This is a genomic window from Streptomyces sp. NPDC002446 (assembly GCF_053595675.1).
Genome location: NZ_JBSFYC010000015.1, coordinates 51,857 through 72,642, shown reverse-complemented (window position 1 = coordinate 72,642; position 20,786 = coordinate 51,857). Strand labels below are relative to the sequence as shown.

The window sequence follows — 20,786 nt, the reverse complement described above, 5'->3', positions numbered from 1 at the left end:
GCTCATGAAACCCCTCAACACCGGCGACCCGCTCCGCCTCGGCCCCTACCGCCTGCTCGGCGTGCTCGGCGAAGGCGGTATGGGCAAGGTCTACGTCGGCCAGGACTCCCAGGGCACCGTCGCCGCGGTCAAGGTGCTGCGGCCCGAACTCACCGGCGAGGCGAACCTCGCCCAGCGCTTCGTCCGCGAGGCCCAGGCGGCGACGGCCGTGGTGAGCAAGGGCGTGGCACGCGTGCTCGGCACGGACACCGAGGGCGGCCGCCCGTGGATCGCCACCGAGTTCCTGGCCGGCCCGACCCTGGACGAGGCCGTCGAGGCGTACGGCCCCTTCGGCGAACCGGCCGTGCGCGCCCTCGCCGCGTCGATCGCGCACACCCTGGCGGACATCCACGCCACCGGCCTGATCCACCGTGACCTCAAGCCCCCGAACATCGTCCTGACGTCGGGAGGTCCGCGGGTCATCGACTTCGGCATCGCCCGCCCCGAGCACGGCCTCACCCTCACCACCACCGGCCAGGTCCCGGTCACCCCCGGCTACGGCGCCCCCGAGCAGGTCCTGGGCCGCCGGGTCGCCGCCCCCGCCGACGTCTTCTCCCTGGGCGCGGTCCTCGTCCACGCGGCGACCGGCCACCGGGCCTTCGACGGCAGCCATGTCGCCGCCCTCCAGTACAAGGTCGTCCACGACGAGCCCGATCTGGCCGGGGTCCCCGAAGCGCTGCGGGTGCTCATCGCGCCCCTGCTGGCCAAGGACCCGGCCGCCCGGCCCACCCCGGCGCAGATCGCCGCGGCCTTCGCCCCGCCGCGCGGCGCCGAACGGGCCTGGCGGCGCGGCCCGGTCAGCCAGGCCATCAAGGAGCGGGAGAGCGGCATCCACGAGCTGACCACCACGCTCGTCGACGGCGTGGGCCCCCGCCAGGTCTCCCGGCGCCGGCTGCTCACGGGCCTCGCGGCGGGCGGCGTGGTCCTCGCGGCGGGCGGCGGCGCGACGGCCGCCTGGTGGCCGCGTACGCCGAAGCCGCCCAGGAAGAAGGTGGACCTCTTCGCCTTCCCGTCCGCCGTCACGACGCCCAGGGCGCATGTGCTGAACCCCGACGACGGCGACATGATCATCGGCGGCTCCCCCAAGGAGCTGTGGGCCGTGCACACCCTCGCCGAGGACACCCCCGCCCCGCTGCCCGTCCGCGACGTCATCGTCTTCGGCGCGCGCGGGGGAGGCCTCGCCGCCCACAACGTCGTGGACGGCAAACGCCGTTGGGCCGTCAAGGACCTCAAGGCCACCGGGCGTTATGTCTCCCTCTCGGACCGGCTGGTCGCGGCCGTCGACGCCAAGGGGACGCTGCGCACCTTCGTCCCCTCCACGGGGGAGCCCCGGTGGACCGCCGACGCGGACGCGGACTCCATACTGGCCGCCGACGACACGGCGGTCTACGTCCTGACCAAGGACCACCGGCTGCGCGCCGTCGGCCGCGCTGACGCCAGGGTCCGCTGGACCGCCCCCCTCGACGAGCCGTTCCGCACCAAGGTCAACCCGCCCGGCGTCGCCGCCCACGGCCGCCTGGTCATGGGCACCACCGACGGCAACGTCCTCGCCGTCGACACCGCGGACGGCCGCCGGGTGTGGGACCTGCGTCACCGGTCCGACGCCTTCGTCCGTCCGACCTGTTACGGCGACACCGTCTACGTCAACGGCATGTCGATGACGGCCCGTCGGATATCCGACGGCAAGGAGCTGTGGACGGTCCGCAAGCGTGCCCTGGCGAGCACGTCCGCGGGCGAGAAGCCGCCGATCGTCAGGTGGGGCCCGGTGACCGCCACCGAGGACGCCCTGTACGCCACGCACCAGGCCTACGCCGACCAGGAGTCCGCCCTCCCCAACAAGTGGCAACGCCGCGACGGCGGCAAGGACTTCCAGATCCGCGGGGGCTCCAGCCTGCACACCCCCGTGGTCGTCCAGGGCAACGGCCTCTGGACGATCGAGGCCGACCCCTGGTACGAGGTCAAAGCGATGAGCGCGGCGGACGGCGGCCCGGTCTGGACGTACAAAGTGGGCGAGGCCGACCGCCAGTGGCTGGTCGCCGACGGCAACCGCGTCTTCGCCATGAACGGCGGCTCGCTCTACGCGCTGCCGGTGTTCTGACCGGACGGGGGCGCACGTCCGCGCCCCCGCCCGCGGACCTCACCCCTTCAGCGGCGCATGCTCCCGCAGTACCTCCATGAAGGCGCGCATCCAGTCCGGCTGGTCGGGCCAGGCGCGGGCGGAGACGACCTTGCCGTCGACCACCGCGGAGCCGTCGACGAACGTGCCGCCGCCCATCTCCACGTCGGGCGCACAGGCCGGGTAGGCGGCGGTGCGGCGGCCCTTGAGGACGCCGAGGGGGGCGAGGGTGGTGGCCGCGTGGCAGATGTGGGCGACCGGCTTGTCGGTGTCGAAGAAGTGGGTGACGATGCGGCGGTAGTCGGGGTCGTTGCGGAGGTACTCGGGGGCCCGGCCGCCCGGGAGGACCAGGGCGGTGTACTCGGCCGGGTCGACCTCGGACAGGGCGACGTCGGACGGCCAGGAGTGGCCCTCGCGTTCGATGTAGGTGTCGAAGTCGTCGACGAAGTCGTGCACGACGAACCGCAGCTTCTTGCGCGACGGGGCCGCGATCCGGACCTCGTAGCCCTCCTCCAGCAGCCGCTGGTAGGGGTAGAAGAACTCCAGGTCCTCGGTGGCGTCACCGGCGATGAGCAGGATCGTGGGCATGCTGCGCACTCCTCGTGGGGTATGACGGACCGGTCCGATCCGGCTGATCCGGTCGATCAGGCCGTATCGGATCAATCGGTTCCCCACGCGGTGACGTTGAATGCCTCGCCCACCGCCAGCTTTCCGGTTTCCAGCACGGAGAACTTCGAGCCGAAGGCGACACCGCCCTCGGGCACCCGGCGGTAGGACGCGAGGGTGCGCAGCGGCTCGGGCCCGGCCCTGGTGCCGGAGCGCTGGTCGACGAGGGTGACGGCGCAGCGGACGGCGAGCTTGGCGAAGCCCAGTGCGCACTCGCCGATGGTGATCCGGCGGGCGCGGTCCTCCGTCTGCGGTTGGTGCCATCCGTCGACGACGATGTTCGGGCGGAAGCGCTCCATCGGGACCGGGGCGCGTCCGGCGGCGGTGATACGGGCGTTGAGGTCGTCCAGGGAGGCCCGGGACAGGACGTGGACGGGGCTGCTGTCGGCGAAGCCGGAGGTGCCGGGGGTGTGGCCGTCGGTGATCCGGTCGTGCTCCGGCGGTACCCGGACGAGCCGGCTGGGCGCGCCGAGCACCTCGGACAGCCAGCGGGCCGCCGCCTCGCCCTGGTCGACGGCGCGGTAGGGCGCGTGGAACATCTCGACGTCGGCTCTGGCCGCGGACTGCAGGCCGTGGTCGATCTCGTACGTCAGGGGGGCGGTTCCCGGTGCGGACAGGGTGAGCTCGGCGCCTTCGGGGCCGACCTCGGGGCGTATGAGCGCCAGGCCGGGGTCCGTGCGCTGGCTGCGGAAGACGCCGTCCTCGCCGACGACCATGAAGCTGCGGTCGTGGGCGAGGCCGGCCGGGGTGAGCTCCGCCTCGGCCGCCGGGGTCCCGGCACAGCCCTTGACGGGGTAGCTGATCAGTTCGACGACGGTTGCCATGCGGGCAGCCTATGAGGGCCTCAGGTCCACAGCTGGGTGATCGCCACATCCAGGTCCGCGAGCAGGCGGCGCAGCAGCGGCAGGGAGAGGCCGATGACGTTGCCGGGGTCGCCGTCGATGCCGTCGATGAAGGGGGCGGAGCGGCCGTCGAGGGTGAAGGCGCCGGCGACGAAGAGGGGTTCGCCGCTCTCGACGTAGGCGGCGATCTCGTCGTCGGTGGGCTCGCCGAAGCGGACCGTGGTGGAGGCGGTGGCGGACACCTCGCGGCCGCTGGCGGTGTCGATGACGCAGTGGCCGGTCTGCAGGACGCCGGAGCGGCCGCGCATCGACTTCCAGCGGGCGGTGGCGTCCTCGGCGTCGGCCGGCTTGCCGAGCGCCCGGCCGTCGAGCTCCAGGACCGAGTCGCAGCCGACGACCAGTGCGCCCGCCGCCTCCGGGCGGGCGGCGACGGCGGCGGCCTTCGCCTCGGCCAGTATGCGGGCCAGCTCACCGGGTGTGGCGGCGGTCAGCGCGTCCTCGTCGACGCCGCTGACGATCACCTCGGGCGCCAGCCCGGCCTGGCGCAGCAGGGCCAGCCGGGCCGGGGACTGGGAGGCGAGGACGAGGCGGCGGGGGCGGGCGGGGGAGGGGGACTGCTCTTCGGTCATGGGCGCCATCGTACGGAGCCGGTCACGGCCGGGGCGCGGACGGACTACTTGCCCAGGACCGCCTGCATGACCTGCTTGGCGATCGGGCCGCCGAGCTTGCCGCCGGCGATCTCGGCCCGGGGGATGTCCATGTCCTTGGGGTCGACGAAGACGGCGACCGCCACCGGGGAGGAGCCGTCGCTCTGCTTGGCGTAGGAGACGAACCAGGCGTAGGGGCGCTCGTCGTTGACGTCCATGCCGTGCTGGGCGGTACCGGTCTTGCCGCCGACCGTCACGCCGTCGATCTTGGCCTTGTTGGCGGTGCCCTCCTCGACGGTGTACTCCATCATCTCCTGGACCTTCTTCGCGGTGTCGGCGGAGACGGCCTGGGACTTCACCTTCGGCTCGAACTTCTGGATCGTCGACAGGTCGGGGCCGCGCAGCTCGTCGACGAGGTGCGGCATCATCAGCTTGCCGTCGTTGGCGAGCGCCGCGGCCACCATCGCCATCTGCATCGGGGTGCTGGTCAGGCTGCCCTGGCCCATGCCGGTCAGCGCGGTGGCGGGCTTGTCCAGCTTGTCGGGGTAGAGGCTCTTGCTGGCCTTCAGGTCCCCGAAGGCCTCGTCGTAGACGTCGGAGTTGAAGCCGAACTTCTCGGCGGTCTCCCGCATCTTGTCCTTGCCGACCTTCAGCGCGGTGTCCAGGAAGACGTTGTTGCACGACCACTGCATACCGGTCTTGAGGGACGCCTTGTCGCAGGGGGCGCCGGCCACGTCGTTGCCGACCTTCACGGAGCTCAGCGGCAGCTGGTACGGGGCGGGGGCGCCGGTCTTGGCGTTGATGTCGCCGACCACGCCGTGCTCCAGGGCGGCGGCCGCGGTGAGGATCTTGAAGGTGGAGCCGGGCGCGTAGGTCTCGCGCAGCGCCCGGTTGTTCAGCGGCTTGCTCTTGTCCTTGTCGAGCTTGGTGAACTTGTCGCCGTCGAGGATGCCGGCGAAGGCGGACGGGTCGTACGAGGGCGTGGAGGCCATCGCGAGGACGTTGCCGTTGCGGGGGTCGAGGGCGACCACCGCGCCCTTGGCGTTGAGGTCGGTCAGCCCCTTGTACGCGGCCTTCTGCGCCTTGGGGTTGATGGTGGTCACGACATCGGCGCCGCGGGGCTTCTCGCCGGTGAGGACGTCCATGGCGCGGTCGAGCGCGAGGCGGTCGTCCTTGCCGCTGAGCAGCTTGTTGTAGATGCCCTCCAGGAAGGACGTGCCGATGCCCTGCGAGGCGAAGCCGGTGACCGGGGCGTACATCGCGCCGTCCTTGTACGTCCGCTTGTACTTGAAGTCGCCGGAGGTCGCCACGGAGCCGGTGATGGGCTTGCCGCCGACGATGATGTTGCCGCGGGGGTAGGAGAACGCCTCGATCTTCACCCGGCGGTTGTGGGGGTCGTTGGCGAGCTCGTCGCCCTGGACGAACTGGACCCAGGTCGCACGAACCAGCAGGGCCAGTACCAGCACCCCGCAGAAGACGGCTATGTGCCTCAGCGGCCTGTTCATCGCTCTCCCACTCCCCATCGGCGGCGCCGGCCCGGACGGCTCGGCGCCCGGACCGCACTACGCCCGAATTGCGGCTCTTCGAGAGTGAAAGATGAGATTCCGGGGCCTGTGGTTGCAGGCGGGAACTGTGAGTGTCGCCTCGCCCGGCGGGGAAAGCGCCCGGCCGGCCGTCACCGGCCGGCGAGCAGGAACGTCAGCAGCACCACGGCCACGGCCAGCACGATGCCCATCCGGCGGAGCTTGGCCTGCACGTCGCGCAGCTCCTCGGGCGGCTCATCGGGCGGATCGGACCACAGCATGTATCGATCCTGTGCCCGTCACGCCCGCGGCGCCTGAGTACGCGTACTCAGGCGCCGCGGTGCAAAGGACTAGTCATTGCACGATGCACCGACCCTGCCGGCCGGACACACCCGTAGCCGGCCGGTCAGCGCGGCCAGTAACTCGTCCGCCACGCCCGCGGCCCCGGGTGCGGCACCCGGGCCCGCGCCGGGATCGTGGACGCCGGATCGGACCACTCGGAGCCGGGGGCGGCGCCGCCGGGCGCGGAACCGGCCGCGGCCGCCGCCGCCCGGGCCTGTACCACCGCCAGTGCGGCGGCCAGCTCCTCAGGCGTCGGATTGCCCCGTACGACCTTGATCATCTGCGACCACCCTTCTACAGCGGGATGTTGCCGTGCTTCTTCGGCGGCAGCGCCTCACGCTTGTTGCGCAGCGAGCGCAGCCCGCGGACGATGTGCCGGCGTGTCTCGGACGGCATGATCACCGCGTCGACGTAGCCGCGCTCGGCCGCCACGTACGGGTTGAGCAGGGCGTCCTCGTACTCCCGGATCAGCTCCTGGCGCTTGGCGTCCTGCGCGGCCGGGTCCTCGATGGCGGCCAGGGTGCGGCGGTGCAGGATGTTGACCGCGCCCTGCGCGCCCATCACCGCGATCTGCGCGGTCGGCCAGGCCAGGTTCAGGTCGGCGCCCAGGTGCTTGGACCCCATGACGTCGTAGGCGCCGCCGAACGCCTTGCGCGTGATGACCGTGATCAGCGGGACCGTCGCCTCCGCGTACGCATAGATCAGCTTGGCGCCGCGGCGGATGATCCCGTCGTACTCCTGGTCCGTGCCGGGCAGGAAGCCGGGGACGTCGACGAACGTCAGGACCGGGATGTTGTACGCGTCGCAGGTCCGCACGAAGCGGGCGGCCTTCTCCGAGGCGTTGATGTCCAAGGTGCCCGCGAACTGCATCGGCTGGTTGGCCACCACACCGACCGAATGGCCCTCGACCCGCCCGAAACCGGTGACGATGTTCGGCGCGAACAGCGCCTGGGTCTCGAAGAACTCGCCGTCGTCCAGGACGTGCTCGACCGCCGTGATCATGTCGTACGGCTGGTTCGCCGAGTCCGGGACCAGGGCGTCCAGCTCGCGGTCGTACTCCGAGGTCTCCAGGTCCGCCTCCTCGGGGAAGACCGGCGGCTCGGAGAGGTTGTTGGACGGCAGGTAGGACAGCAGTCCCTTGACGTAGTCGATGGCGTCCTTCTCGTCGCCCGCCATGTGGTGGGCCACGCCCGAGGTGCTGTTGTGCGTCCGCGCACCGCCCAGCTCCTCGAAGCCCACGTCCTCACCGGTGACCGTCTTGATGACGTCCGGTCCGGTGATGAACATGTGCGAGGTCTGGTCGACCATGACCGTGAAGTCGGTGATGGCGGGGGAGTAGACCGCGCCGCCCGCGCACGGGCCGACGATCAGCGAGATCTGCGGAATGACGCCCGACGCATGCGTATTGCGCCGGAAGATCTCGCCGTACATGCCCAGCGAGACCACGCCCTCCTGGATGCGCGCGCCGCCGGAGTCGTTGATGCCGATGACCGGGCAGCCGGTCTTCAGCGCGAAGTCCATCACCTTGACGATCTTCTCGCCGAAGACCCCGCCGAGGGCCCCGCCGAAGACCGTGAAGTCCTGGGAGAAGACCGCCACCGGGCGCCCGTCGACGGTGCCGTAGCCCGTCACCACACCATCGCCGTACGGGCGGCTGCGCTCCATTCCGAAGCTGGTCGACCGGTGCCGCGCGAACTCGTCCAGCTCGACGAACGAGCCCTCGTCCAGCAGCAGGTCGATGCGCTCACGCGCCGTCAACTTGCCCTTGGCGTGCTGCTTTTCCACCGCGCGGGCGGAACCGGCATGGGTGGCCTCGTCGACCCGCCGCTGCAGATCCGCCAGTTTGCCCGCGGTGGTGTGGATGTTTGCTTCCGGTTCGGACATCGGGATGCGGCTCCTGCTCGTCCTGGAATGGTGCTCGTACTGAGGGTGGTACGTGTATGGCTACCGACTCGTAGCGTATCGGCGGCGCTGCTCAGCGGCACTGCGTCGTTGACCACACCTAGGCTGGTGCCATGACCCCTCAACCACCGGGAAACCGGGACAAAGACTCCGGTCGCTGGAGCGATCTGGGCCGCCCTCCGCTGAACGCCGCCGCGCTGCGCCGCGCCCTGGTGCGCTCCGGCTCCCTGTGGACCGACCTCGACGTCGTCCCCGCCACCGGCTCCACCAACACCGACCTGGCGCTGCGGGCCGCCGAGGGCGCGGCCGAGGGCGCCGTCCTGGTGGCCGAGGAGCAGTCCGCCGGCCGCGGCCGCCTCGACCGCACCTGGTCGGCGCCCGCACGCTCGGGCCTCTTCTTCTCCGTCTACCTCACCCCTCGCGTCCCGGTGGAGCGCTGGGGCTGGCTGCCCCTCCTGGCGGGCGTCGCCACCGCCACCGCCGTCTCCCGTACGGCCGGCGTCGACACCGCACTCAAGTGGCCCAACGACCTGCTCGTCACCATCGACGGCGACGAGCGCAAGGCCGGCGGCATCCTCGCCGAACGGGCCGCGGACGGCGTCGTCGTCGGCATCGGCCTCAACGTCACCCTCACCGCCGGCGAACTGCCCGTCCCCGGCGCGGGCTCGCTGGCCCTGGCCGGCGCCCGCACCACCGACCGCGACCCGCTGCTGCGCGCCGTACTGCGCTCCCTGGAGCACTGGTACGCCGAATGGCAGACCGCCGACGGCGACCCCGCCGGCAGCCGGCTCCAGGAGGCCTATGCGGCGGGCTGCGCCACCCTGGGCCGTTCCGTACGGGCCGAACTCCCCGGCGGCACCGAGATCGTCGGCGAGGCGGTCGCCATCGACGGCGACGGCCGTCTGGTCCTGGCCACGGAGGAGGGCGTACAGCGGCCGGTGGGGGCGGGCGACATCGTCCATCTGCGGACCACCGGGCCGCACCCCTGACAAGAGCCCCGCCCCGCTCAGGCACGACGCACCCGCGGCTGTGAGCCACAGCACACCTGTGCCGTATCGTTGAGGCGGTCCGCCAGGGAGCGGGCCACGGGCGAGCAGTGATCGGAAGGGCAGTGCGCAGGGATCGGACAGGGAGCGGCCGGTGACCGCCGACGACTCGGGCGCCACCCCGCGCGAGAGGGACACCGAGGACGATGCCGTACGCGACGTCCCCGAGGGCGACCCGCCAGGGGTCCACGAGGAGGGCGACGAGAACAGCATCGCGCTGCGCCTCGAACAGCTCATCCTCGGCGCCGACCGCCGCTACACGCCGTTCCAGGCGGCCCGTAGCGCCGGCGTCTCGATGGACCTGGCGGCCCGCTTCTGGCGGGCCATGGGCTTCGCCGACATCGGCCAGGTCAAGGCCCTCACCGAGGCGGACGTCCTCGCCCTGCGCCGGCTCGCCGGTCTCGTCGAGGCGGGCCTGCTGAGCGAGGCCATGGCCGTCCAGGTCGCCCGTTCCACGGGCCAGACCACCGCCCGCCTCGCCGACTGGCAGATCGACTCCTTCCTGGAGGGCCTCACCGAGCCCCAGGACTCCGGCCTGACCCGTACGGAGATCACCTATCCGCTGGTCGAGCTGCTCCTGCCCGAGCTGGAGGAGTTCCTCGTCTACGTCTGGCGGCGGCAGCTGGCCGCGGCCACCGGCCGGGTCGTACGGGCCCAGGACGACGCCGAGATGGTCGACCGCCGGCTCGCGGTGGGCTTCGCGGACCTGGTGGGCTTCACCCGTCTGACCCGCCGTCTGGAGGAGGAGGAACTGGGCGAGCTGGTGGAGGCGTTCGAGACCACCTGCTCCGACCTGGTGGCCGCGCACGGCGGCCGGCTCATCAAGACCCTCGGCGACGAGGTCCTCTTCTCCGCCGACGACGCCGGTATCGCCGCCGAGATCGGCCTGCGGCTGATCGAGACGATGAGCCACGACGAGACCATGCCCGAACTGCGGGTCGGCATCGCCTTCGGCACGGTCACGACCCGGATGGGCGATGTCTTCGGCACGACCGTCAATCTGGCCAGCCGGCTGACCTCGATAGCGCCGAAGGACACCGTCCTGGTGGACGAGGCGTTCGCGGAGGAGCTCGGCCGGATCGGTGACGCACCGGTCTCCGAGGCGGACGCCGCGGCCGCGGAGAAGGCGGCCGAGGAGGGCACGGGCGAGGCGCCGCCGTCCTACCGCTTCGCGCTGCAGCCGATGTGGCAGCGGCCGGTGCGCGGCCTGGGCGTCGTGGAGCCCTGGCTGCTGACCCGGCGCGGCTGACCGGCCCCGGTGGCGCGACGGGTGCCCCGACCCCCTGTCCCGCCGGGCCCCCGCCTGGCATGATCCCCCCTGTCGATCAGGTCAACGCTCGTTAACAGGGAGGGCTCCATGCAGCGGTTCGGCACGGACGAATGGGTCGGCATCGAGCGCCACGGCTTTGTGGCGGAGCTGGTCATGGACCGCCCCAAGGCGATGAACGCGGTCTCGACGGCGATGGCCGACGGCCTCGCGCAGGCCTGCGCCGAGCTGGCCGCGGACCGCTCCGTACGGGCGGTGGTGCTCACCTCCACCCATGAGCGGGCGTTCTGCGTCGGCGCCGACCTCAAGGAGCGCAACTCCTTCACCGACGCGGACCTGATGCGCCAGCGCCCGCACACCCGCGCCGCCTACACGGGCGTACTGGAGCTGCCGGTGCCCACCATCGCCGCGGTGCACGGCTTCGCGCTCGGCGGCGGCTTCGAGCTGGCGCTGGCCTGCGACCTGATCGTCGCGGACGGTACCGCGGTGGTCGGTCTGCCGGAGGTGTCGGTGGGCGTCATCCCCGGGGGCGGCGGGACGCAGCTGCTGCCGCGCAGGGTGGGCGCCGCGCGCGCCGCCGAGCTGGTGTTCACCGCCCGGCGGGTGCCGGCGGCCGAGGCGGCGCAGCTGGGTCTGGTCGACCAGTTGGTGGCGGACGGCCAGGACCGGGCGGAGGCGCTGGCGCTGGCGGCGGCGATCGCCTGCAACTCGCCGGTCGGCCTGCGCGCCGCCAAGCGCGCCCTGCGCCTGGGGCACGGCCTGGACCTGCGGGCCGGCCTGGAGGTGGAGGACGGCGCCTGGCGCAGTGTGGCCTTCTCCGGGGACCGCGCCGAGGGCGTGGCGGCCTTCAACGAGAAGCGGGATCCGCGGTGGCCGGGTGAGTGAGGGCGGCGGCCGGGCGGGAGGTGTGCCGCCACCCGTGACGCCCTTTCCGTCACTCACCGTAATTGCGGGCTGCGTCCTGCTCGTTTCGGCCCTCACCAGCCACGACGTACATCACGTCCCGGTGTCATTCCCGCACTGAAAGGGGCGAATGGGGTTAAACATTCCTACGCTGTAGTACAGAGCGTGCTCACGGTGACGGAATGCGAGGATCCGGTGACGGGCGAGGGCGATGCGAGGCTGCGGGCCGTGGTGGAGCTTGCGCAGGCCATGGCGGCCGCGCATACGCCGCGCGAATCGGCGCACGCCGCGGCGCAGGGCGTGCGCCAGGCCCTGGGGGGCTCCTTCGCGGCGATCTCGAAGTGGGAGCGGGAGCTGGGAAAGCTGCGGGTCCTGGTCAACATCGGCGAACTCGCCGAAGGCGAGGAGGAGTTCCCGGAGGACGAGAGCTACCCCGTCCACGAGTTCCCGGAGATCGTCGGCTTCCTGCACGAGCAGTGGGCCGGCGGCGGCGAGCCCAGTGCCTGGGTGGAGACGGCCGAGGCGGACCCTCCCCCGCCTGGCGGCGCGGCGGGCGGCCGGGCCGGGCCCTACAACCGTCAGCGGGTGGCCGCCCTGCGCCGCCGCGGCCGGGGCTGCTGCGTGGTCGCCCCGATCGTGCTGCACGGCAGGGCGTGGGGCGAGCTGTATGTCGCCCGGCGCACCGGGGAGCCGGTCTTCGGCCGGGCGGACGCCGACTTCGCCAGTGTGCTCGCCGCGGTGACGGCCGCCGGGGTCGCCCAGACCGAGCGGCTGGCGGAGGCCCGCCGGCTGGCCTTCACCGACGCGCTGACCGGCCTCGCCAACCGCCGCGCCGTCGACATGCGGCTGGACGAGGCGCTGGAGCTGCACCGCGGTGAGGGCGTGGTGGTCAGCCTGGTGGTGTGCGACCTCAACGGCCTCAAGCGGGTGAACGACTCGCGGGGCCACGCGGTGGGCGACCGGCTGCTGGAGCGGTTCGGTTCGGTGCTGTCCCTGTGCGGCGCGATGCTGCCCGGCACCCTGGCCGCCCGGCTCGGCGGCGATGAGTTCTGTCTGCTCGCGGTGGGCCCGCCGGCCGACGAGGTGGTCAAGGTGGCCGGTGAACTGTGCGAGCGGGCCGGGGAGTTGGATCTCGGGGAGGGCGTCGCGGTGGGGGTCGCCTCGACCGGTGACCCGATCGGTCCGGTGCGCAGCGGCCGCCGGCTCTTCCGGCTCGCGGACGCCGCGCAGTACAAGTCCAAGGCGGCGGGCTCGGGCGAGCCGGTGGTTGCCGGCCGGCACGGCGGCCGGGACGACCCGGTCGTACGGCTCGCCGACGCCCCCGACCGGCGCCCGGGGCCGGAGCGCCGGCGCTTCCGGAGGTGAGGCGGCAGATCCTTGTGCAGACGGCAGATCCCCCGTACGCCCCGGGTCTCCCTCGGACGCCCCCTCCGGTAAGGGGTGATCCCGAAATCTGGTGGTGACATCCGGCGATTCAGTCTCTAGGGTGCCTGAATATGGATATGCACACTGTGGTGCTGGGGACGTCCGGCACGACCGCACAGGACGTCATCGCGGTGGCCCGCGGTGCCGCCCGGATCGAGCTGTCCGAGGAGGCCCTCGCGGCCGTCGCCGCCTCCCGCGCCTTCATCGACGAACTCGCCGCCAAGCCCGACCCCGTCTACGGCGTCTCCACCGGCTTCGGTGCCCTCGCCGTACGCCACATCAGCCCGGAGCTGCGGGCCCAGCTCCAGCGCAACATCGTGCGCTCGCACGCGGCCGGCATGGGCCCGCGGGTCGAGCGCGAGGTCGTCCGCGCGCTGATGTTCCTGCGGCTCAAGACGCTCGCCTCCGGGCACACCGGCGTCCGCCCGCTGGTCGTCGAGACCATGGCCGCCATACTCAACGCCGGCATCACTCCGGTCGTGCACGAGTACGGCTCGCTCGGCTGCTCCGGCGACCTCGCACCGCTCTCGCACTGTGCGCTCACGCTGATGGGCGAGGGCGAGGCGGAGGGCCCCGACGGTGTCGTCCGCCCGGCCGGCGAGCTGCTGGCCGCGCACGGCATCGCGCCCGTCGAGCTGCGCGAGAAGGAGGGCCTGGCCCTCCTCAACGGCACCGACGGCATGCTCGGCATGCTCGTGATGGCCTGCGCCGACCTCGCCCGGCTCTTCACCTCGGCGGACATCACCGCGGCCCTCTCCCTGGAGGCGCTGCTCGGCACGGACCGGGTCCTCGCCCCCGAGCTGCACGCCATCCGCCCGCACCCGGGGCAGGCCGCCTCGGCCGCCAACATGCTCAAGGTGCTGGCGGGTTCGGGCTTCACCGGCCACCATCAGGACGACGCCCCGCGCGTCCAGGACGCCTACTCCATCCGCTGCGCCCCGCAGGTCGCCGGCGCCGGACGGGACACCCTGGACCACGCCCGGCTGGTCGCCGACCGCGAGCTGGCGTCGGCGGTCGACAACCCGGTGGTGCTGCCCGACGGCCGGGTCGAGTCCAACGGCAACTTCCACGGTGCGCCGGTCGCCTACGTCCTGGACTTCCTGGCGATCGCCGCCGCCGACCTCGGATCGATCGCCGAGCGCCGCACCGACCGGCTGCTGGACAAGAACCGCTCCCACGGCCTGCCCGCCTTCCTGGCCGGCGACCCGGGCGTCGACTCCGGCCTGATGATCGCCCAGTACACGCAGGCCGCGCTGGTCAGCGAGCTGAAGCGGCTGGCCGCGCCCGCTTCGGTGGACTCCATCCCGTCCTCCGCCATGCAGGAGGACCATGTCTCGATGGGCTGGTCGGCGGCGCGCAAGCTGCGTACCGCCGTCGACAACCTGACCCGGATCGTCGCCGTCGAGCTGTACGCGGCGACCCGCGCCATCGAGCTGCGCGAGGGGCTGGCCCCGGCGCCCGCGACCCGTGCGGTGCTGGACGCGGTGCGCGCCGCGGGCATCCAGGGGCCCGGCGAGGACCGCTTCCTGGCGCCGGACCTGGAGGCCGCGTACGCCTTCGTGCGGGCCGGGAAGCTGGTGGCGGCGGCGGAGTCGGTCACCGGAGAGCTGGCGTAGCTCCGGGTGCCGCGCCGGGGCCCCGCCCGCGGACGGTCAGGCCGTCCCGCCGGGGCTGCGGCGCACGGAGTAGCCGACCAGCCCGGCGCCCAGGACGAGGAAGGCGGCGCCGCCGATCGCGTACGGGGTGGTGTCCGGGCTGCCGGTGTCGGCGAGGAGGTGGTGCGGGGCGGTGGGGCCGGTGCCCTTGGCGCCGCTGCCCGTGCGGCCCGCCCGGTCCGGCTCGTCGGTCGCGGCCCGCCCGGCCTGCGCGGATGCCGCCCGCAGACCGGAATCTGTCGCCCCGTCAGTGCCCACGATCGCGTTGGCGGACGGTACGAACCACAAGGCGAACAGCACCGATCCCGCGGCCGTGGCGGTCAGCAGTGATCGTCGTGCGGTCACGGAAGCAATCCTCCTTGTGGGTTCGGCGAATTGGCCGTTGAGCGCAGATGTTAGTGACCGCCGCGGGTCGCGGGGAAGTCGGGAGCCGTCCGTGCCTAACCTCCGTGCTATGAGCAATGGTGAGACATCACGTTTTGTGCGGCTTCATGTCGAACTGGTCATGGAGGTCACCGACGCCGGCCAGCTGACCGGCGCCGCCCTCGACCACATCGACGGCGACCCGTCCCTGCCGGACGAGGAGCGCAGACAGTCCCGGGAGACGGTCAAGGAGGACCCGGCGGAGGCGCTGGCCCACCTGATCGACCCGTTCGACCTCGTCGCCTCCGTGCCGGGGGCCGAGCTCGCGCAGGCCTCCTGGAGCAGCGAGGAGATGACCGACTACGACCCCGACGCCGAGTGGGACGCGGCGGAGTGGGACCTGGCGGACGACGCGGACGGGGAGGGCTGACACCGGGCACCACTGCCCCCTCCCTGCCGGCCACGGCCCCCGCACGGCTCCCCGCCGTACGGGGGCCGACTACGTGCAGACCCCGAGCGCACCCCAGAGGGGTCCTTAGTGGCCTACCCCACACTTTTCGGACGAATGGAACGGGCGAAACGGAAAAGGCGTTCTTATGGCGTCGGCAGGAATGCCTGCGTCCAGATATGCCTGCGTTCAGTTGGCAGCCAGCTCGGGGATTTGTCGCGAACTCGGTAGCAATGGAGATGCGTGTGATGACGGACAGCAACCGCCGCAAGGGCCTGATAGCCGGCGCCGCGCTGCTCGGGGGCGTACTCACGCTCACGTCGTGCGGCGCCAGCAGTGCGGCGGACGGCGGCAGCGGGGCCGACGGCGCCGCCCGTCACGAGAACACCCAGCAGGTGGACGCGGCGGCCGCACAGGACGTCTCCGAGGCCAGGATCACGATCCTGCCGAAGGACGGCGACAGCCGCGCCGGCGTCGGCGCCGCCAAGGTCACGGTCAGTGGCGGCCGGCTCACCGACGTCACGATGACCGCCGTCGAGACCAAGAAGACGGTCGACGGCACGCTGTCCGCCGACGGCACCTCCTGGCAGCCCGAACAGCCGCTGCAGCGCTCGACGCGGTACAAGGTCACCGCCCGCGCGGTGGACGACCAGGGCCGCAAGGCGGTGGAGAACTCCGCCTTCACCACGGCCTCCCCCTCCCCGCACCTCGTCGGGACCTTCACGCCCGAGGACGGCTCGACCGTCGGCATCGGCATGCCGGTGTCGATCAACTTCAACAAGCCGGTCAAGAACAAGGCCGCCGTCGAGTCCGCGATCCAGGTCGCGGCGAGCAGCAACCAGCGGGTCGTCGGCCACTGGTTCAGCGACACCCGGCTCGACTTCCGCCCCCGGGAGTACTGGAAGGCGAACACCGAGGTCAGCATGGAGCTCGGCCTGGCCGGCGTCGAGGCCTCACCGGGCGTCACCGGCATCCAGCACAAGACCGTCGGCTTCCGCGTCGGCCACGCCCAGGTCAGCACCGTCGACACCAAGGCGCACAAGATGGTTGTGGTCCGTGACGACCGGATCCTCAAGACCATCCCGATCTCGGCCGGCAACGAGAAGAACCCGACCTACAACGGCAAGATGGTCATCTCCGAGCGGTTCCAGCAGACCCGGATGGACGGCTCGACCGTCGGCTTCAAGAAGAAGAACGGCAAGGGCGAGTACGACATCCCCGACGTGCCGCACGCCATGCGCCTGTCGGCCTCCGGCACCTTCATCCACGGCAACTACTGGGGCAAGGGCATCTTCGGCACCGCCAACACCAGCCACGGCTGCATCGGGATGAAGGACGTCAAGGGCGCCGACGACCCCAAGACGGACGGCGCCTGGTTCTTCGACCACTCGCAGACCGGCGACGTCGTCGAGGTGATCAACTCCCCGGACCGCACCATCAAGCCGGACAACGGCCTCAACGGCTGGAACATGGACTGGTCGCAGTGGGTCGCGGGCAGCGCCCTGCAGTGACCTCGGTGACCTCGCGCGCTGCGCCCTGACCGATGCCCTGACCGACGCCCGGCCCGCCGTACCTCACGGCGCGCCGGGCGTCGTCGTATCCGGTGCGTCGCCGCCGAACGGGCTGTCGATCACATAGCGCCAGCGGCCGTCCGGGCCCCGCCGGGCGACATCGGTCGCCGTGCCGCGGACCGGCCCCGGGCCGCCGCCGTCCGCGTCGAGCTCCCAGTCGACGATCAGCAGCGCCGTGTCGCCGGCGACGTGGACGTGCCGCGGCCGTACCGTGATCGGCAGCCCGAGGCCGAGGAAGCCGGCGTTGGCCCGCCGGATCGCCTCCGGTGTCGTCGCCGGTGCCCCGCTCCGCGGCACGAAGACCGCGTCGGGCGCGTACATCTCCTGCACCGCCTCGGCGTCGCCCGAGTTGAACCGCCGCGCGAAGACGGCCGGGACGTCCTGGGCCGAGCGCGGCAGTCCGGGGAGGCCGGGGGCGGGGGCGGGGGCGGCAAAGGGCCTGGGGGATGCCATGTTCGTCGTCTCCTGTGTGCTGGTTCAGTGGATCCGGTCCGATCCAGTCCGATCCGATCCGGTCCGATCCGGTCCGATCCGGTCCGGTGCCGGTGCGTTGACCGGTGCCGCGAACCCTAGGAGGCCCCCTCGTGACTCACCGAACGGTTCGGCACGCGCCCGGCCTGCCCGACGACGCCCGGGCGGCGGTGCGCGAGCCGTCCCCCGCCTGCCCCGTGGAGATCGCGCTCGGCGCGCTCCGCGGCCGCTGGACCACCCTCGTCATCCGGGAGCTGCTCCGCGGCCCGCACAGCTACAGCGAACTGGCCGCCGCCCTGCCCGCGCTCTCCGACAAGGTGCTCACCGACCGGCTCGCCCAGCTGGTCGCCGACGGCGTGGCCCACCGTGACCGCATCCCCGGCTGGCCGCCCACCGTCCGCTACCGGCTCACCGCCCGCGGACGGGAGTTGGGGCCCGTACTGCAGTCCCTGTGGGACTGGGGCGCCGCCGCCGACGGCCCGCGCGATGCGGCGGCGGGGGAGCGCGGTGCCGGGCGGGAGGGCGCGCAGCGGCCGGCCGTAGAGTGACCGGGTGAACGAGCGCGGAGGAAGAGGGCGCGGCGGGCCGCGGCCGCCGGCGGCCGACGAGCTGGTCGCGGAGGTCCTCGGCAGCGTCCGCTACGCACCCGACGGGGCCGCGGCCGAGGACGCCCTGGAGGCGGGCGCCTCGCGGCTGGCCGCGGCCGAGGCCGGCTGGGAGGCGGTGAGCGAGGCGGTGGTCGCCGCCGCCGTGGCGGCCGTGCGGCAGTGCTGGGCGGGCGGCTGGCACCCCGCCGACCTGGAGCGCATCGTCCGGCGTACGGCGCGTGACGCGACGCCGGTGGCGGTGGTCGTCGACGCCGTGGCGGCGGAGGACGCCCGGCCGTCGGGGACGCGGGCCGGGCGCGGTACGCGCTGGTCCGAGCAGCTGCAAAGCCTCGGCGCCGAGGTCTGGTGGGACTCCGACCGCGGCTATCTCGACGCGCTGGCCGGGCGCCGCCGCACCTCCCGCTTCGAGACCGCGTACGACGTGCTGGCGGCGCTGCGCATCCTCGCCCGCCTGCCCCGTATCACCCCGCTGCCGCAGCCGCCGCGCCCCGGGACGCGGACCGGCCCGCACACCGCCGACGGCGCCGCCGCCTCGCGCGCCCTCGGGCGGATCCGCGGGCTGCTCGCCAAGGCCGAGGCGACCGACTACGCCGAGGAGGCCGAGGCGCTGTCCGCCAAGGCACAGGAGCTGATGGCCCGGCACAGCATCGACGAGGCGCTCCTGGACTCCGCGGACGGCTCGCCGGGCGGTCCGGCCGGCGGCCCCTCGGCGGTCCGCATCGGCATCGAGGGACCGTACGAACAGGCCAAGGCGCTGCTCCTCGACGCGGTCGCGGCCGCCAACCGCTGCCAGGCCGTATGGGCCGGTGACCTCGGCTTCTCCACCCTCGTGGGCTTCCCGCCCGACCTGGAGGCCGCCGAGCTGCTCTACACCTCCCTCCTCCTGCAGGCCACCGCGGCCATGCACCGCGCCGGCGACGACCATCACGCCCGCGGTCGCGCCCGGCGCACCCGTGACTTCCGCCAGACCTTCCTCGTCGGGTACGCCGACCGCATCCGCGACCGGCTGACGGCGGCCACCGCCGCCGCCACGGCCGCCGCCGCCTCCGAGTCCGCCGCGTCGGCCCCCGACCTCCTCCCGGTCCTCGCCGCCCGCGAACTCGCCGTCGAGGAGACCACCGGCACCCTCTTCCCGGACACCGCCCCGGTGCGCCTGCGCGGCGTCCACGACGCGGCCGGCTGGCACCAGGGCAGAGCCGCCGCGGACCGTGCCCGCCTGGGCGAGGGCTGACCCCCCAGGGCGGTTCTGGCAGAACCGCCGCCGCGACCGTGCCCGCCTGGGCGTGGGCTGACCCCGGCCGCCTGGTCCGGCGTCCGAGCCGCCGCGGACCGTGCCCGCCTGGGCGAGGGCTGACCCCCCAGGGCGGTTCTGGCAGAACCGCCGCCGCGACCGTGCCCGCCTGGGCGAGGCCTGACCCCGGCCGCCCGGCCCGGCGTCCGCGCCGCCGCCCCGCCCTACGGCGCGAAGTACACGCCCGGCGGCACGCCCACCGCCTCGCCGCGCCCTACGGCGCGAAGTACACCCCCGGCGGCACGCCCACCGCACGCCGGAAGGCCGCGACAAACGCGCTCGGGGAGGCGTAGCCCACCCGCGCCGCCACGGCCGCGACGGTCGCACCGCCGGCCAGCAGCGGCATCGCGGCCTGCAGCCGGACCCGGGTGCGCCACTGCCCGTACGGCATGCCGGTGTCGGCCACGAACGCACGGGCCAGCGTCCGGCCGCTCGCGCCCACCCGGGCGCCCCACTCCGCCAGCGTCCGCCCGTCCGCGGGATCGGCGCGCAGCGCCTGGGCGACCCGGCGGGCCCGCGGATCGCGGGGCATCGGGGCCTGCACCGTCGCCACCGACACCGGACGCAGCTGGTCGAGGACGACGGCCTCGGCCCGTTCGCGGGCGGCCGCGGCCAGGGTGTCGTCCGCCAGATACGAGATCAGCTCGCGCAGCAGCGCGGAGACACCGACGACGGTGGGCGCGGACCAGTCGACCGGGCAGCGCTCGGGCAGGTAGTACAGGCTCCGGAAGAGCGCCGGACCGGCGGCCCCGGTGGCGTGCTCGGTGCCGGCTGGTATCCACAGCGCCATCGACGGCGGCAGCACCCATGTGGTGCCGGCGGCCCGTACGGCCAGAACTCCCCGTCCCGCCCAGGCGAGTTGGTGGTGCTCATGGCGGTGGCTTCCGAACCACTGCCCGCCGTCCATCGCGAAACTCCCCACGACGACGGCCGCCCCGGCGGGCGGCCCCGCCGGCGCCACCCGCGCGGCCGTTCCCCCGTTCCGGTCCGGCCGCCCACCGCCGTCGCTGTCCGTGCTGCGATACAACATGTCCCCCTATCGCGTGGTGGTCACCGTACCCCGCTCCCTACGCTCGGCCCATGCCTTCCATGAACCGCTATCACCAGTGGCTGTGCAGCTCCCGCCCATGGGCCCGCGCGGTGGAGAAAGACCTGCTGCCCTGGGCCCTCGACGGCGTCCAACTGGGCGCCGACACCTTGGAGATCGGGCCCGGTTACGGCGCCACGACGCGGGCGCTGGCGCGCCGGACCGCTGGCCGGCTGAGCGTCCTGGAGGTCGACGAGGACGCGGCGCGGCGACTGCGCGCGGAGTACGGCGACCGGATCGCGGTCCTGCACGGCGACGGCACCGCGATGCCCCTGCCGGACGCCGCCTTCGACACGGTCGTCTGCTTCACGATGCTGCACCACGTGCCCTCGCCGCGACAGCAGGACCGCCTCTTCGCGGAGGCCTTCCGGGTACTCCGCCCCGGCGGCGTCTTCGCAGGCTGCGACGGCCGCGCCAGCCCCGGCTTCCGCCTCATCCACCTGCGCGACACCTACGTCCCCGTACCCCCCGAAACCCTCCCGGCCCGCCTCCGCGCAGCGGGCTTCACCGACCCCGGCATCAGCGTCACACTCCGCAAGGACCACTTCCGCTTCCGCGCGGTACGCGGGTGAGG

21 protein-coding genes are annotated in these 20,786 nt (G+C 73.1%); 11 read left to right on the top strand and 10 right to left on the bottom strand.

Going from position 1 to position 20,786, the window contains the following annotated elements; all coding sequences use genetic code 11:
• The first annotated feature begins 4 nt into the window (after nt 1-4).
• Nucleotides 5-2,137: a serine/threonine-protein kinase gene (locus ACWD6P_RS11790; protein ID WP_451443887.1), complete on the top strand. Its 2,133-nt coding sequence runs from the start codon at nt 5-7 to the stop codon at nt 2,135-2,137.
• Between the two features lie 39 nt (nt 2,138-2,176).
• Here the strand turns inward: ACWD6P_RS11790 and ACWD6P_RS11785 are convergent, their stop codons facing one another.
• The 7 genes from ACWD6P_RS11785 to ACWD6P_RS11755 form a co-directional block, all read right to left on the bottom strand.
• Nucleotides 2,177-2,743, bottom strand: a complete 567-nt coding sequence (locus ACWD6P_RS11785; protein ID WP_451443886.1) for a DJ-1/PfpI family protein — start codon at nt 2,741-2,743, stop codon at nt 2,177-2,179.
• 71 nt (nt 2,744-2,814) lie between these two features.
• A complete protein-coding gene (locus ACWD6P_RS11780) occupies nt 2,815-3,645 on the bottom strand; it encodes an MOSC domain-containing protein (protein WP_451443885.1) in 831 nt (276 codons plus the stop codon).
• Nucleotides 3,646-3,665: 20 nt separating this feature from the next.
• Complete coding sequence (locus tag ACWD6P_RS11775) at nt 3,666-4,301, bottom strand: nucleoside triphosphate pyrophosphatase (protein ID WP_451443884.1); 636 nt, start codon at nt 4,299-4,301, stop codon at nt 3,666-3,668.
• A 35-nt stretch (nt 4,302-4,336) separates the two neighbouring features.
• Nucleotides 4,337-5,815: a peptidoglycan D,D-transpeptidase FtsI family protein gene (locus tag ACWD6P_RS11770; protein WP_451443883.1), complete on the bottom strand. Its 1,479-nt coding sequence runs from the start codon at nt 5,813-5,815 to the stop codon at nt 4,337-4,339.
• Nucleotides 5,816-5,985: 170 nt separating this feature from the next.
• Nucleotides 5,986-6,114: a morphogenic membrane protein MmpB gene (mmpB, locus tag ACWD6P_RS11765; protein WP_451443882.1), complete on the bottom strand. Its 129-nt coding sequence runs from the start codon at nt 6,112-6,114 to the stop codon at nt 5,986-5,988.
• Nucleotides 6,115-6,239: 125 nt separating this feature from the next.
• Nucleotides 6,240-6,455: an acyl-CoA carboxylase epsilon subunit gene (locus ACWD6P_RS11760; protein WP_451443881.1), complete on the bottom strand. Its 216-nt coding sequence runs from the start codon at nt 6,453-6,455 to the stop codon at nt 6,240-6,242.
• A 14-nt stretch (nt 6,456-6,469) separates the two neighbouring features.
• A complete protein-coding gene (locus tag ACWD6P_RS11755; RefSeq protein ID WP_451443880.1) occupies nt 6,470-8,059 on the bottom strand; it encodes an acyl-CoA carboxylase subunit beta in 1,590 nt (529 codons plus the stop codon).
• 131 nt (nt 8,060-8,190) lie between these two features.
• On the opposite strand from ACWD6P_RS11755, the gene ACWD6P_RS11750 reads away from it, so the two are divergent.
• From ACWD6P_RS11750 to hutH, 5 genes are all read left to right on the top strand, one after another.
• Nucleotides 8,191-9,066, top strand: coding sequence for a biotin--[acetyl-CoA-carboxylase] ligase (locus ACWD6P_RS11750; RefSeq protein WP_451443879.1), 876 nt, complete (start codon nt 8,191-8,193; stop codon nt 9,064-9,066).
• A gap of 151 nt (nt 9,067-9,217) precedes the next feature.
• Nucleotides 9,218-10,372: an adenylate/guanylate cyclase domain-containing protein gene (locus tag ACWD6P_RS11745; RefSeq protein WP_451443878.1), complete on the top strand. Its 1,155-nt coding sequence runs from the start codon at nt 9,218-9,220 to the stop codon at nt 10,370-10,372.
• Nucleotides 10,373-10,480: 108 nt separating this feature from the next.
• The gene (locus ACWD6P_RS11740; RefSeq protein WP_451443877.1) at nt 10,481-11,275 is read left to right on the top strand and encodes an enoyl-CoA hydratase/isomerase family protein; all 795 of its coding nucleotides are present in this window, start codon (nt 10,481-10,483) and stop codon (nt 11,273-11,275) included.
• A 267-nt stretch (nt 11,276-11,542) separates the two neighbouring features.
• On the top strand, nt 11,543-12,658 hold the full coding sequence (locus tag ACWD6P_RS11735) for a diguanylate cyclase domain-containing protein (RefSeq protein WP_451443940.1): 1,116 nt from the start codon (nt 11,543-11,545) through the stop codon (nt 12,656-12,658).
• Nucleotides 12,659-12,789: 131 nt separating this feature from the next.
• Nucleotides 12,790-14,334: a histidine ammonia-lyase gene (gene hutH / locus ACWD6P_RS11730; protein WP_451443876.1), complete on the top strand. Its 1,545-nt coding sequence runs from the start codon at nt 12,790-12,792 to the stop codon at nt 14,332-14,334.
• A 36-nt stretch (nt 14,335-14,370) separates the two neighbouring features.
• Here the strand turns inward: hutH and ACWD6P_RS11725 are convergent, their stop codons facing one another.
• Nucleotides 14,371-14,718, bottom strand: coding sequence for a hypothetical protein (locus tag ACWD6P_RS11725; protein WP_451443875.1), 348 nt, complete (start codon nt 14,716-14,718; stop codon nt 14,371-14,373).
• A 109-nt stretch (nt 14,719-14,827) separates the two neighbouring features.
• On the opposite strand from ACWD6P_RS11725, the gene ACWD6P_RS11720 reads away from it, so the two are divergent.
• Both ACWD6P_RS11720 and ACWD6P_RS11715 read left to right on the top strand, forming a co-directional pair.
• Nucleotides 14,828-15,166, top strand: coding sequence for a hypothetical protein (locus tag ACWD6P_RS11720; RefSeq protein WP_451443874.1), 339 nt, complete (start codon nt 14,828-14,830; stop codon nt 15,164-15,166).
• A gap of 266 nt (nt 15,167-15,432) precedes the next feature.
• The gene (locus ACWD6P_RS11715) at nt 15,433-16,695 is read left to right on the top strand and encodes a L,D-transpeptidase (protein WP_451443873.1); all 1,263 of its coding nucleotides are present in this window, start codon (nt 15,433-15,435) and stop codon (nt 16,693-16,695) included.
• Nucleotides 16,696-16,758: 63 nt separating this feature from the next.
• On the opposite strand, the gene ACWD6P_RS11710 is transcribed toward ACWD6P_RS11715, so the two are convergent.
• On the bottom strand, nt 16,759-17,208 hold the full coding sequence (locus ACWD6P_RS11710; protein ID WP_451443872.1) for a YybH family protein: 450 nt from the start codon (nt 17,206-17,208) through the stop codon (nt 16,759-16,761).
• Between the two features lie 131 nt (nt 17,209-17,339).
• On the opposite strand from ACWD6P_RS11710, the gene ACWD6P_RS11705 reads away from it, so the two are divergent.
• Nucleotides 17,340-17,774 carry a winged helix-turn-helix transcriptional regulator gene (locus ACWD6P_RS11705; protein ID WP_451443871.1) on the top strand — a complete coding sequence of 145 codons (435 nt, stop codon included), beginning with the start codon at nt 17,340-17,342 and terminating at the stop codon, nt 17,772-17,774.
• Nucleotides 17,775-17,778: 4 nt separating this feature from the next.
• Nucleotides 17,779-19,065, top strand: a complete 1,287-nt coding sequence (locus ACWD6P_RS11700) for a DUF2786 domain-containing protein (RefSeq protein WP_451443870.1) — start codon at nt 17,779-17,781, stop codon at nt 19,063-19,065.
• Nucleotides 19,066-19,339: 274 nt separating this feature from the next.
• Here ACWD6P_RS11700 and ACWD6P_RS11695 read toward each other — a convergent pair whose 3' ends face one another.
• A complete protein-coding gene (locus ACWD6P_RS11695; protein WP_451443869.1) occupies nt 19,340-20,155 on the bottom strand; it encodes an AraC family transcriptional regulator in 816 nt (271 codons plus the stop codon).
• A 50-nt stretch (nt 20,156-20,205) separates the two neighbouring features.
• Here ACWD6P_RS11695 and ACWD6P_RS11690 point away from each other — a divergent pair, with 50 nt between their 5' ends.
• Complete coding sequence (locus ACWD6P_RS11690; RefSeq protein ID WP_451443868.1) at nt 20,206-20,784, top strand: class I SAM-dependent methyltransferase; 579 nt, start codon at nt 20,206-20,208, stop codon at nt 20,782-20,784.
• Nucleotides 20,785-20,786 lie beyond the last annotated feature (2 nt).

Bases quoted from the DNA above. Each gene is read 5' to 3' on its own strand.
- ACWD6P_RS11790 (WP_451443887.1), top strand. From the start codon at position 5: ATGAAACCCCTCAACACCGGCGACCCGCTCCGCCTCGGCCCCTACCGC.
- ACWD6P_RS11785 (WP_451443886.1), bottom strand. From the start codon at position 2,743: ATGCCCACGATCCTGCTCATCGCCGGTGACGCCACCGAGGACCTGGAG.
- ACWD6P_RS11780 (WP_451443885.1), bottom strand. From the start codon at position 3,645: ATGGCAACCGTCGTCGAACTGATCAGCTACCCCGTCAAGGGCTGTGCC.
- ACWD6P_RS11775 (WP_451443884.1), bottom strand. From the start codon at position 4,301: ATGGCGCCCATGACCGAAGAGCAGTCCCCCTCCCCCGCCCGCCCCCGC.
- ACWD6P_RS11770 (WP_451443883.1), bottom strand. From the start codon at position 5,815: ATGAACAGGCCGCTGAGGCACATAGCCGTCTTCTGCGGGGTGCTGGTA.
- mmpB (WP_451443882.1), bottom strand. From the start codon at position 6,114: ATGCTGTGGTCCGATCCGCCCGATGAGCCGCCCGAGGAGCTGCGCGAC.
- ACWD6P_RS11760 (WP_451443881.1), bottom strand. From the start codon at position 6,455: ATGATCAAGGTCGTACGGGGCAATCCGACGCCTGAGGAGCTGGCCGCC.
- ACWD6P_RS11755 (WP_451443880.1), bottom strand. From the start codon at position 8,059: ATGTCCGAACCGGAAGCAAACATCCACACCACCGCGGGCAAACTGGCG.
- ACWD6P_RS11750 (WP_451443879.1), top strand. From the start codon at position 8,191: ATGACCCCTCAACCACCGGGAAACCGGGACAAAGACTCCGGTCGCTGG.
- ACWD6P_RS11740 (WP_451443877.1), top strand. From the start codon at position 10,481: ATGCAGCGGTTCGGCACGGACGAATGGGTCGGCATCGAGCGCCACGGC.
- ACWD6P_RS11735 (WP_451443940.1), top strand. From the start codon at position 11,543: ATGGCGGCCGCGCATACGCCGCGCGAATCGGCGCACGCCGCGGCGCAG.
- hutH (WP_451443876.1), top strand. From the start codon at position 12,790: ATGGATATGCACACTGTGGTGCTGGGGACGTCCGGCACGACCGCACAG.
- ACWD6P_RS11720 (WP_451443874.1), top strand. From the start codon at position 14,828: ATGAGCAATGGTGAGACATCACGTTTTGTGCGGCTTCATGTCGAACTG.
- ACWD6P_RS11715 (WP_451443873.1), top strand. From the start codon at position 15,433: ATGACGGACAGCAACCGCCGCAAGGGCCTGATAGCCGGCGCCGCGCTG.
- ACWD6P_RS11710 (WP_451443872.1), bottom strand. From the start codon at position 17,208: ATGGCATCCCCCAGGCCCTTTGCCGCCCCCGCCCCCGCCCCCGGCCTC.
- ACWD6P_RS11695 (WP_451443869.1), bottom strand. From the start codon at position 20,155: ATGTTGTATCGCAGCACGGACAGCGACGGCGGTGGGCGGCCGGACCGG.
- ACWD6P_RS11690 (WP_451443868.1), top strand. From the start codon at position 20,206: ATGCCTTCCATGAACCGCTATCACCAGTGGCTGTGCAGCTCCCGCCCA.